This window comes from Fibrobacter sp. UWB3 (assembly GCF_002210405.1).
In the GTDB taxonomy this organism is placed as follows: Bacteria; Fibrobacterota; Fibrobacteria; order Fibrobacterales; family Fibrobacteraceae; genus Fibrobacter.
Genome location: NZ_MWQJ01000010.1, coordinates 23927 through 35985 on the forward strand (window position 1 = coordinate 23927; position 12059 = coordinate 35985).

At 50.4% G+C, this 12059-nt stretch carries 7 protein-coding genes; 4 read left to right on the forward strand and 3 right to left on the reverse strand.

All coding sequences use genetic code 11. The annotated features are described in order from the left end of the window. Positions 1-144 precede the first annotated feature (144 nt). The gene (locus B7991_RS11390) at positions 145-1632 is read right to left on the reverse strand and encodes an acetyl-CoA hydrolase/transferase C-terminal domain-containing protein (RefSeq protein WP_235002988.1); all 1488 of its coding nucleotides are present in this window, start codon (positions 1630-1632) and stop codon (positions 145-147) included. 30 nt (positions 1633-1662) lie between these two features. Between B7991_RS11390 and B7991_RS11395 the strand changes: the two genes are divergently transcribed. Beyond that, positions 1663-2079: a GtrA family protein gene (locus B7991_RS11395; protein WP_088630935.1), complete on the forward strand. Its 417-nt coding sequence runs from the start codon at positions 1663-1665 to the stop codon at positions 2077-2079. 231 nt (positions 2080-2310) lie between these two features. On the opposite strand, the gene B7991_RS11400 is transcribed toward B7991_RS11395, so the two are convergent. Next, positions 2311-4413 (reverse strand): OmpA family protein, encoded by a 2103-nt coding sequence (locus B7991_RS11400; protein WP_088630936.1) that lies wholly within the window; start codon positions 4411-4413, stop codon positions 2311-2313. Between the two features lie 19 nt (positions 4414-4432). Then, positions 4433-6553: a polysaccharide biosynthesis tyrosine autokinase gene (locus B7991_RS11405; protein WP_088630937.1), complete on the reverse strand. Its 2121-nt coding sequence runs from the start codon at positions 6551-6553 to the stop codon at positions 4433-4435. A 226-nt stretch (positions 6554-6779) separates the two neighbouring features. Between B7991_RS11405 and B7991_RS11410 the strand changes: the two genes are divergently transcribed. Genes B7991_RS11410 through B7991_RS11420 form a run of 3 tightly spaced genes read left to right on the forward strand, consistent with a single transcriptional unit; the run spans position 6780 to position 12039 of the window. Beyond that, complete coding sequence (locus B7991_RS11410; RefSeq protein WP_088630938.1) at positions 6780-7559, forward strand: ABC transporter ATP-binding protein; 780 nt, start codon at positions 6780-6782, stop codon at positions 7557-7559. Then, positions 7556-8761 (forward strand): ABC transporter permease, encoded by a 1206-nt coding sequence (locus B7991_RS11415; protein ID WP_088630939.1) that lies wholly within the window; start codon positions 7556-7558, stop codon positions 8759-8761. Before B7991_RS11410 ends, B7991_RS11415 begins: the two co-directional genes overlap by 4 nt. Positions 8762-8805: 44 nt before the next feature. Continuing rightward, positions 8806-12039, forward strand: coding sequence for a glycoside hydrolase family 9 protein (locus B7991_RS11420; protein WP_159462302.1), 3234 nt, complete (start codon positions 8806-8808; stop codon positions 12037-12039). The last annotated feature ends 20 nt before the right edge of the window (positions 12040-12059 follow it).

A 12059-nucleotide genomic window follows, 5' to 3' on the forward strand; every position in this document is an offset into this window, starting at 1 on the left:
CAAGTTTTACCACACGAAAACACCCCGTAACAAAAATATAATTTTTACACAAATTACGCAATAGGACATTACAAAATAAAGCACCTTAAAAAGGTGCTTTATTATACAATCTGTAGTGACCGTTCAATCAGCTATCAAGAACTTTTAGAGCATCTTGCCTGTTTCCAAGAAGCGGGTGTGCATTTCGAAAGCGCGGGAAAGCGCAAGCGGCAAATGGACGCCCTTTGCATGCTTGAGACCGTACTCCAGAACATCCGTGAGAGCATCGCGGTAATCCGGGTGGGCACAGTTCTTGATAATCAGGCGGGCGCGTTCTTCGACCGGCAAACCGCGAAGGTCTGCAAGTCCCTGTTCCGTCACAAAAATCTGCGTGTCGTGATCGGTATGGTCCACATGGCTCACGTAAGGCACAATGCTCGAAATCGCACCGCCCTTTGCCACAGACGGCGTGAGGAAAAATCCGAGTGCGCAATTTCGTGCAAAATCAGCCGAGCCGCCAATGCCGTTCATCATCGCAGAACCGCACACAAGCGAGCTATTCACGTTGCCAAAGATATCCGCTTCTAGAGCCGTGTTCATAGAAATCACGCCCAAGCGACGAATCACATCCGGACTATTGCTCACTTCTTGCTGGCGGATAATGAAATGCTTTTTCCATTCAGCGCTGTTTTCAACAAATTCCTTCTGCGCCGCCTGTGAAAGCGTCAAGGCCGTTCCAGAGGCGATGCCGAGCTTGCCCTTTTTCAAAAGCGGAAGCACCGCTTCCTGAATCACTTCGGTGTAAAGGTCAATTTGTCCCAGGCGGTCATCGTCAGCCATCGCGCAAAGTACCGCATTCGCCACCTTGCCAACACCGCTTTGGTAAGCAAGCCCCTTCGGGAGCCTGCCATGCGATTCTTCGAATCGGATAAAGTCCAAGATGCGTTCGCCGATGTTCTTCGAGACTTCATCAGGTTCCACAAACGGAGTCACTTCGTCATATGCTTCGTTTTCGACAATCGCAATGACCTTGTTCGGGTCAATCTGAACAAATTCACCACCCACGCGATCTCCGGCACTGTAAATCGCAAGCGGTTTTGCATGCGGTGGGAGTTCCGGAAGAGCGTTATCGTGCATGCCGATGCAGCTATCGCCCAAGCGTGTATTCAATTCCAAAATAATCTTCGGTGCCATTTCCAGATAGCAAACGGAGTTACCGCCCGAAGTCGAGAGGCAGACACGGCCATCCGGCAAAATTGCAGAAACTTCTATAATTGCAACCGTCGGCGCAGGGACAGCCCCAGTACGCACAAGGTAACCCATCTTACCGAGATGAGCGTCAATGTAACGAATACTGCCATCGTTAATCGCCTTGCGCAAGCTCGGATTGGACTGGTAAGGCATGCGAAGAGACATTGCCTTTGCGCGGGCAAGAGCCCCATCGCAACTGTCGCCCGTCGAGGCACCTGCAAACAACGTTACCTTAAATTCCTGACCTGCTTCGTGCAATTTTTCAGCGCGCGCAGCAATTGCCAAGGGAACCGCTTTGGGGTATCCAGCCAAAGTAAATCCAGAAACCCCGAGAACATCGCCATTACGAATCATATCTGCAGCGCTGGCAGCACTGCATTTCTTAGTTGTAATCCAGGTCATATCGTAGCAAAAAATAGTATTTTTACCGCCGTGAAACATTTTATCAAATACAACGCTATCGGTGTAATGAACACCGCCATTACATTCTTTACAGTCTGGCTTTTGCACGAAGTCTTAGACTGGGACGTAGTTCTTTCAAACTTCTTGGGATTTGTCGCCGGCGGGCTCAACAGCTACATCATGAACCGCATCTGGAATTTCAAGAGCACAAACAAGAAGCGCGCCGAAGTCATAAGATTCATCGTCGTATTCCTCTGCTCGTATCTCGTGAACCTGGCGGTCCTCAAAGGAAGCATTTACGTGCTCGAAAACGCCGCTTGGTGCGCAAGCTTCACAGAATTCGTTTCGAAGTTCATGAAGCCGACGACATTCGCAAGCTTCGTTGCAAATGTCGTTTACGTGCTCGTAAGCTTCACACTCTATAAGAAGTGGGTGTTTAAGAAGTAATTCAGAACTAGGAACGGTCATCCTGAGCGACCCCAATAGGGAGAGTCGAAGGATCCAGTTATTTTGGGCTACCAAAATTTAAAGTTTAGTTACTAGTTATTAGAAAAGGCGCACGGGTTATCCGTGCGCCTTTTGTATTGCGCAGTACACGCAGCGGCTTATATCATTCTTCATATACAAAAAGGGCGTCCTTGCGGACGCCCCTTTTTAGTTCTCAGTTAAGATCGAAGATTACTTTTCGAACGGAACGAGTTCAACACGGCGGTTGAGCTTGCGGCCCTTCTTCGTCTTGTTATCAGCGATCGGCTTGTCAGAACCGTAACCGACTGCGCGGAGACGTTCGCTGTCAATGCCCTTCTTGACGAGGTACTTGACAACAGCCTGTGCACGCTGTTCGGAGATCTTCTTGTTCTTTTCTTCCTTACCGCTGTCGTCCGTATGACCCTGGACTTCGAGGTTAACGGCCGGGAGCTTCTTGAGCAACTTAGCGATGTTGTTCAAGGTCTTGTTGCTGCTTGCAGTGAGCTTAGCAGAACCGGACTTGAACTGGATACCCTTCTTGAGCTTGTCGAGATCCTGGTTCTTGTTCGGGCAGCCGTTCTTATCAACAGCAACGCCAACGAGGGTGTTCGGGCACTTGTCGAGGTGATCGGCAACGCCATCCTTGTCGGAGTCAACCGGGCAACCAACTTCGTCAACAGAGACGCCTTCCGGAGTATTCGGGCACTTGTCGAGAGCGTCAACGATGCCGTCCTTATCGGTATCCGGGCTGCAGCCATCAGCATTGACCGGGAGACCAGCAGCAGTGTTCGGGCACTTGTCGAGGTAGTCAGCAACGCCGTCATTGTCAGCGTCAACCGGGCAACCCTTAGCGTCAACAGCAACACCAGCCGGAGTATTAGCGCACTGGTCGAGGTAATCAGCAACACCGTCGTTGTCGCCATCGAGCGGGCAACCAGCAGCGTCGATCGGAGCACCAGTAGCAGTGTTCGGGCACTTGTCGAGGTAGTCGGCAACGCCATCCTTATCAGAGTCAACCGGGCAGCCAGCAGCGTCAACAACAACGCCAGCCGGAGTTTCAGCGCACTGGTCGATGCCATCAGCAACACCGTCATTGTCGGAGTCAACCGGGCAGCCAGCAGCGTCAATCACAGCACCAGCCGGAGTTTCAGCGCACTGGTCGAGACCGTCGAAGACACCGTCGTTGTCGGCGTCAACCGGGCAGCCGTTAGCGTCAACAACAGCACCAGCCGGAGTGCCTGCGCACTGGTCGATATTGTTTGCTACGCCATCGTTATCTTCGTCAGCACCACGGACGTTACCGAAGCGCCAAGAGAGGGCGGCGGTACCGGCATAGCGCGGAGTCGGGGTGTAACCGTAAACGATCTTGTTACCATGCTTGTCACCGTAGTGGAGCTGGTAGAGTTCAGCACTGTGCATTTCGTCCTTGTACTTCCAAGTGAAGTTGGAGAGTGCACGGATGCCCACATCGAGACCGAGGGCGATGTCGATGTTTGCCGGGAGGTGGAAACGGAAACCCGGAGTGAGGGTGAACGGATCGTAACCCGGGTCACGCGGATAAGCACCCTTTTCTACACGGAATTCACCGTTAGCTTCAATGAAGAAGTCCATCCAATCGGTCGGGAGGACGTTGATGCCACCACCGTAGACCAAGGTGTTAGAACCCTTCGTCACGGTGCCGACGAAACCGACGTTACCGTTGAAACGAAGCGGAGCGCCAACCTTCTGGAGGTCGAGAGTGAGGATCAATTCACCGCCGAAAGCCATGTTGCGGAGGGTGTACGGATGGGTTTCACCACCATCAGCGTGCAAGTACCAAGCATGACGCGGACGAACACCGACGGACTTGTCACCAGTCGGGAAGTAGAACTGAGCGGCAACAGCTGCGTTGAAAACGCCGTCCGTCATTTCGTCAAACGGAAGCTTAGCCTTTGCCCAAAGTTCGAGGTCACCACGGCTAGCCTTCCACAAGTCACCTTCCGGAATCTTGTGAGCATTGGCATGGTCGTAGTAGAGAGGGAGGGTAAGACCGATGTCCAAGAATTCGGTTGCACCACCAGCAAAGCTGACGAAACCCGTAAGGCTTCCATCATTGCCATGGAACGTGTCCTTCTGACCAGCCTTGGAAATCTGGCCGCCACGAGAGAGTGACCATGAGTCATAAGAGACATTGCCACCGACAGTAGCGACAAAACCACCCTGACCAAGAGTCTGAGCAGTCTTTTGATTGAGACCATCGGCTCCGCCCGTCAGGCCGGACTGCGCGAAAGCGAAGCTACCGGCCAAGAGAGACATTGCGACTATTTTTTTCATCTATTCTCCTTGTTATTGGTTAATATTTCTTGTGATAGCCATAGTAGCCGTAACTACCATAGCCGTACCCCGCATGACGTTCGCACTTATTGAAGACGAAAGCCTTCTGTAACGGTGTTTCCGTACTGCGGTCAAAAGTATTCAAGGCATCTTGGATGCTTTCAATGGTATGAGCTGCATGCTTCAAAACACACAACAGATAGTCCGCATGCTTTTCGACAAGCAATGCGTCACTGCACTGGAATACCGGGGGAGTATCCAGAACAATCAAGTCATACTTATCCCTGAATGCATCAAGGAAAGCGCTAAATCTAGAGCTGTTCAGGAGTCCACCCGGGTTAACGACACGAGCACCTGAACCCAAAACGTAGAAATTGTCCATCACATGAACGACATATTCATCGCTATAGTCTTCTTTTTCGAGCATTTCGCACAAGCCCTTCTGGCTGTGCTTAAATAGATGACCGCGACGAAGGTCCATATCGACCAGCAACACCTTCTTGCCGGACATGGCAAAAGATGCAGCAAGGTTTGTAGAGACAAAAGACTTACCGACACCCTGCACAAGGCCAGAAACCATGAGAATCTTCTTGCCGTCAGAGAAGACAGAAAATTCGAGAGCCGTACGGAGAGCGCGAATACCTTCCGCAAACGGATCATCCGGATTCGTGGAAACGCAAGGTTTATACACATCGTTCTGCGTCTTTCCATCGAGCATCGGGAGCTTGCCATAGACGCCAATGCCTGTCGCCTGTTCAACTTCGCTGCTGCTGCAGACGCCATTCGAAAGCATGCGACGGACATAGACAATGAAGCAACCCAAAAGCAGGAATGCAAAAACGACGCCAAGGAACACCAGCTTGCGATTCGGCTTGGCCGGCTTAAGCGGAACGTAGGCCTGGTCCACAATGCGGACGTTGCCAACTTCACCCGCCTGCACCACGCGCAGCTGCTGGATATTGTTCAACAGGTTTGTATAAAGCTTGTTGTTGACTTCAACTTCTTCTTGCAACGAAAGCACTTCCTGCTGCACAACCGGCAAGCTTGCGGCAGAACGCTGCTGCTTTGCGATTTCACGGCGAAGTCTGGACTGCTGTTCTTCAATCGTACGCACCGTCGGATGTTCAGCGCGGAACAAGCGCAATGCTTCCTGCTTTTTCTGTTCAAGTTCAAGCAGGCGCTGTTGCAAGGAAACATCCTTTTCCAAGTGAACGCGGGTTTCACCAGAAAGGTCAATCGTACCATTGGCATGGCGGAACGATGTCAACTTCTGTTCGGCAGAATCGAGCTTGGCCTTGACACCCGGCAGCTGTTCTTCGAGGAACGCCAAGGTTTTCTTAGCTTCGGCGCTGCGCATTTCGATATTCTGCTTCAAGTACGTATTTGCTATAGTGTTCAAAATAGCAGCAACGCGATCTGCATAGCGGTGTTCAAACGACACTCTGATGATGCCGGAATTCTTACCTTCTTCCGAAATGCTGATTCCTTTGAGAAGGCTTGCAGAAGCAGTCTGCGGATGCACAGCATTGAGCAAGAACGTCTGACCAACAGTCGCAGTCAAGGACTTCACGCAAATAACCAAGGTATCACCGGCAAACGGTTTGCGGTATGTCTCGCCCACAGAACCACTTAACACGACCTCACCCTCTAGTCCGAGCACTTCGTATGCACTAGAGTCCGCCGTTACGCGAGCAATAAGTTCACCCTTAGCTTCGACAAAGGCGCGTGGAATCGAGAGAAGCTCAAGGTCCATACGACCTTCACGATGCTTGAGACGGTCCATCTTATTCAGCGGGACAGCAGAAAAACAGAGGCGTTCATCTTCAACGACCTGGTCGAGAACAACGCGGCTCTTGAGGAGTTCCATTTCTGCAGCAGACGGAGTAGAAACATCAAGCAGAGCGCCCATTTCACCAAGGGCAAGACCCTGTTTGTTTCCCTTAACATTCACCTGGAGAAGGATGTCGCTTCTGAAAGAAGGACGAAGCCACATCGAAAAAAGGCCACCGAAACCAATACCTAAAATCAAGAAAATGAGCAAGAATTTCCACTTGCTTTTTAAATACACCAATATCTCAAGAATATCGATTTCGTCATCATCTGACTTACTCGAAACATTCTGAGTCATTTTCTCATTCATCAAATAATCTCCAAGGACACATGAACCAACCACCTAGTGTGGTCCAATTCGGAATATAAAATAAAAAAAAAATTAACGTTTATGTTCAGAAACATAACAATCATATGATTTTTTGATGTTTTTAGAGTGTTTCAACACTGAAACCGATAAATTTCATATACTTGCGACGTAAAAGCAACCCAATCAACGGGTTAGAGCATCTAAAGAAGCGAGAAAAAAGGTCTTTATGCAAGCTGTTTCACCAATACTTTCAGTCCAAAACCTGCGTCGCGATTTCAAGATGGGCGACGAAATTGTACACGCCCTCCGCGGCGTGAGTTTTGATATTTATCCAGGCGAATTCGTGACCATCATGGGTACATCCGGTTCCGGCAAGTCTACCATGTTGAACATACTAGGGTGCATGGACCGCCCGACTTCAGGACACTATATATTAGATGGCCAACATACCGAAACATTAAAACGCGATGCGCTCGCCCGCATCCGGAGCCAGAAGCTCGGGTTCGTTTTCCAGAGCTACAACCTGCTCAGCCGCACGACCGCCATCGAAAACGTGGAACTACCACTATTATATAATTCCAAGATTTCTGCCGAGGAACGTCACCACCGCGCCATCGAAGCATTAAAGATGGTCGGGCTCGAAAGCCGCATGAACCACTTGCCGAACCAGCTCTCGGGCGGCCAGCAGCAACGCGTGGCCATTGCACGAGCCCTCGTGAACGATCCCGTAATTATTCTCGCCGACGAAGCGACCGGCAACCTCGATACCCGCACGAGTTACGAAATCATGATGATATTCCAGGAACTGCACAGTCAGGGGAAGACCATTGCCTTCGTGACGCACGAACCCGACATCGCCACATTTAGCGGAAGGACCATCACCCTCCGCGACGGTTTACTGAAAAAAGATGTCATCAACGAGAAAGTGCAAAATGCCAAAGTTGCATTTGAAATGCTCCCGCCACCAGAAACTTTTGAAGACGACGACGAAGGAGAAGTGGAATGAATCCGTTTACATTAGCTAAGATTGCTCTCCGCGCATTGTTCCGCAACCGCATGCGCACATTCCTCTCGGTGCTCGGCATCGTCATCGGCGTTGCGGCCGTCATCACCATGGTCGCCATGGGCGAAGGCTCCAAGAAGTCCATCAAGGAACAGATGACTGCGATGGGCACAAACGCCATCACCATCATGCCAAACCAAAGCCGTCGCGGTGGCGTCCAGACAGAATCGACCGAGATGCTTGAAGAAGAAGACGTCATCGCCATCCGCGAAAACGCAACTTACATCAACGGCGTCTCCCCCATGGTAACCATCGGGGGCCAGGCTATAGTTGGAAACAATAACTCTCCCACGACACTTTCCGGCGTCTCTGCAGACTACCTCAAAATCCGCAACTACGAAATAGAAGATGGCGTAATGTTTGACGACGAAGCCGACCGCATGTCAAAAGTTTGCGTCATCGGACAGACCGTAGTGAAGAACCTCTTTGCAGATGAAAACCCCATCGGAAAAACAATCCGTTACAAGAGCATTCCGCTGAAAGTCATCGGCACGCTCAAGGCTAAAGGTTCCGGTGATTTTGGGCAAGACCAGGACGATGTGATTTTCACTCCGTACCAGACCGTGATGAGGCGATTCTCCGCCACGACGAATATCCGACAGATTTACGCGAACTCCATCGGTGAAGGCTACGCTGCAAAAGCCACCGAAGAAATCATGACCATTTTGAAGGAACGCCGCAACTGGACAAAACCGACTGATCCGTTCCGCGTGTTCACGCAAGAAGAAATGATCCAGATGGTCACAAGCACTTCTGACATGCTCTCGCTTGTGCTGACCGCCATCGCAGGGATTAGTTTGTTTGTTGGCGGTATCGGCATCATGAACATCATGTACGTGTCCGTCACAGAACGCACCAAGGAAATCGGGCTACGCATGGCTATTGGCGCCCGCGGCCGCGACATCCTTTTGCAGTTCCTCTTTGAATCCGTGATCATCAGTTTGCTCGGTGGAGCCATCGGAATTGCACTTGGCATTGCCGCCTCTGAAACTGTAAAGTTTGCGATGAACTGGCCTATGAGCGTCTCGGTCACAAGCGTCATCGTGAGCTTTGGCGTGTGCTTTGCCACCGGCGTATTCTTCGGATGGTACCCCGCCCGCAAGGCAAGCAGGCTCGACCCGATAGAAGCACTAAGATTCGAATAAAGCCTAAATTTTTATATTGTCCTTTGTATTTAAGGAGAAAACTCATGAATATAAAGGCAAACAGAATCACATTTGCTTCGGCAATTGTGGCTATTAGCGCATTGCCCTCCATCGCGGCAACCACGCCTTACGACTTGATCAGACCCACATGGCCGTTAAGCTGGGATGAGAAGGCTTTCGAAGAATTTGATACAAGCGTTACCAAGAAAACCGGCATGCTCCCGGAGGCAAAAACTCCTGAGAGATTCAAAGCCGGCGAGCTCATGCCCGACACATTGGACCAAGCCTATTTCGACGCCATCAACACCAAGATTTCACCGATCCGCGTGAACCAGGCAGGCTACCTTGAAAGCGACAAGGAACGCCAATTTTACTATGTCGGCTCCGCCACGGAATTCGAAGTCGTCGACGCATACGGCAAATCGCTCAAGACCAAATTGACCGGAAAATTCACCAAAGGCACAGTCGAAACTCAAAGCGACTGGACCATTATCGCCGGCACAGACACTAGAACAAACGACTCAAAGCGTTATAAGGTTGAATTTACAGGGCCATCCGGCATTATTCAAATCGGAAAAATTCCCGAATCTGTACCGACGAACGAACGATTGCGCATCAAGGTCGGTAACGATATTTCAAGCACCTTTATTGTTAGCAACGACGTTTACACCATGGCAAAAGACGCCACGCTCAAGTTCTTTGGCATCCAGCGTAGCGGCAATTCAGAGTCCTGGTTCCACGGCCCAAGCCATACCAAGGATGGCGGCGGTCCCATCGTCACAGATGCAGAAGACGTCCGCGGGGCATTCGATGAATCATTGGCCGGCTCTCTTGCCGGCGGCTGGTATGACTGCGGAGATCACCTGAAGGAATCACAGACGCAGGCTTTCGCATTTATGGCCTTGGCCGTGATGTCCGCCACCAACCCCTCAAAGGATGTGGACCACTACGCCTACAACCAAGCTGATTTCGTAAACACCGATAAGGTGCCTGACGTATTACGCGAAGCAAAGCACGGCGCTGACTTTTTCTTGAGAGCATTCAAATTCGCCAAGGGCGTTATCGATGACATGCCTGTTTCCGTGGGCAACTTTGGCTCTGACCACAGTTGGTGGGGTCGCCCAGAAGCCCAAGACAAACTACCCACAGACAAATCTTTCGCTGCAACAGACCGCGGAGGCCCCGCCACTAGAAACGTCCGTCTCGGAGAACTCGGTTCTAACATTGCAGGCGAAATCATTGCTGGGCTTGCCATCTTGAGCAAAGACTACGCCAAGTACGACAAGGACTTTGCAGACAGCTGCCTGATGGTCGCCGAAAAGATGTACGACTTTGCCAAGTCACTCGCCCAAGGCAAAAGCACCTACGACGGAGGCAAAAAGTTCAAGAACAACACATGGGCCGCTGGCTGGAGTACACCCGCCTACAACGGCAATAACGAATTCAACGATGACTTGGCTCTTGCCTCAGTAGCGCTCCTGTACGCCACTGGCAAAAAAGATTACGCCGATGATATGATCCGCACCAAGAACCTTGTGAGCGGTCAAGAGTATGGCGAGGGAGCAGGATTCTTTGAAGGAGGCTGGTTTGTAACAATAGACAAATCTTTCATAAAGAATGTAAAAAATACAAGCTGGGCAAACTCATATACCTACGCCCTGTACGCCTTGTATAAATTAATCCTCGCCGACAAGACCAAGGCCACAACCGAATACGGCCTTACCGAAGAAGAACGACTCGCCGCAATCGAAGACTGCCTTGCCAACATGATTGCAAACTTAGGTGACTTGAGTGAAATTGGTTCCACATCTGTTACATTGCCAAAGCATGGTATCGGCTGGAAACAAAATACCGTATCTTACGATCCGACTTGGTACACTATGCACACAGATCAGGATTGGATTTTCAATCAATATCAGATGGGCAACATCTTCGATGTACTGGCTTATGCCGATGTGGCTGCCGACATCGAAAAGCAAAGCTTAAAATTCCCCACGATGGCATCTAGCGATTTAAAAGCGGACGAAATGAAACAGCTCGGCATCAACCAGTTGAACTATATGTTCGGCGTAAACCCCTGGGATATTTCGTTCGTATATGGCGTGGGCGACAAGAACGATGCACACCCCCACCACAGGGCATCAAACCCCGAAGGACGAAATTCTCCTAGCATCGCCTACAACTATGTATGCCCAGTGGGCGCCCTCTTTGGAGGAGCCAACCCCGGTCTAACAAACTCCATGGTTCCCTACAACAAGAGCTGGGAAGATTATCATTTGTCCGAAACCTGCCTTAATGCATCCACCGTCCTCCTCTCGGCCCTTACAATCGTGAGCAATGGCGGTAACGACTACTACGAAAAGAAGTGCGATGATTGCAGGACCTTAGCAACACCGTTTAACGGCGCATATGCCAGCGCCTACCATTACACATTCGAAGACCTCGACTTCATCAACATCAAGATTACCAATGAAACATTGGTCCCGTTAGACAGCGTTGTCGCCTACATCTATTTCGAAGCCACAGAAAAGCAAGTCAGCTCTTGCGGTGTTGTTTTTGATTCAGATATTTGCCAGGTTTATAACATGGCTGGATATAGCAAGCCATGCGACAGTAATCTTGACAAGCAAATGAGGACAATTCTTCGAAAAGACAATGCCGTACGAATTGAAGAAACTTATAACAAAGAAACAAAGACCTACATCTGGGAAAAGCCCATTACACTTTCATCCATCGATGTGGGAGAATCTATCAGATTTGACCTTGGCATCACTTCTGGTTTTGGTGCCGAAGGCGTAAGCTGCGAAACCCTCAGAGAGCCCACCAAGATCAAAATAGCGGACGCCTGGAGTTTCACCGCTCACAAAGACGAAAAAGACATGCCTGACTACGCTGGCACCCCAACTTGGGATAAAGACGAAGGCGATATTCAAGATGCTCCGAAGGATCCCTACATAGTCATTCGAGACAAGGGAACGCTCCTGTGGGGATATGGCCCGGGCAAGACAACGGACGATCGCATGGGCATCAAAAATGTTCCTAGCTTCAACAAGACGCGCATGATGCTAAGCGGCAAGAATCTCCTCATGCAGGCTACGGCTCAAGGCACCAAGACGCTTAAAATTTTCGATGTTCTCGGTAACCAGCTGAAGACCCAGACCTTCAACGGAATACAGACCCAGGTGAACCTCACCGATCTATCGCACCGCGGTACACTGGTCGCAAAGCTTGTATCGGGCAACAAGCTTCTGGCAACAAAAGCATTTAAAGTTCGATAAGCCTTTTACATATTTCGTAC

What these genes read in the sequence shown, in the direction of transcription:
- B7991_RS11390 (WP_235002988.1), bottom strand. Translation starts at nt 1,632, where the DNA reads ATGACCTGGATTACAACTAAGAAATGCAGTGCTGCCAGCGCTGCAGAT.
- B7991_RS11400 (WP_088630936.1), bottom strand. Translation starts at nt 4,413, where the DNA reads ATGAAAAAAATAGTCGCAATGTCTCTCTTGGCCGGTAGCTTCGCTTTC.
- B7991_RS11405 (WP_088630937.1), bottom strand. Translation starts at nt 6,553, where the DNA reads ATGAATGAGAAAATGACTCAGAATGTTTCGAGTAAGTCAGATGATGAC.
- B7991_RS11410 (WP_088630938.1), top strand. Translation starts at nt 6,780, where the DNA reads ATGCAAGCTGTTTCACCAATACTTTCAGTCCAAAACCTGCGTCGCGAT.
- B7991_RS11415 (WP_088630939.1), top strand. Translation starts at nt 7,556, where the DNA reads ATGAATCCGTTTACATTAGCTAAGATTGCTCTCCGCGCATTGTTCCGC.
- B7991_RS11420 (WP_159462302.1), top strand. Translation starts at nt 8,806, where the DNA reads ATGAATATAAAGGCAAACAGAATCACATTTGCTTCGGCAATTGTGGCT.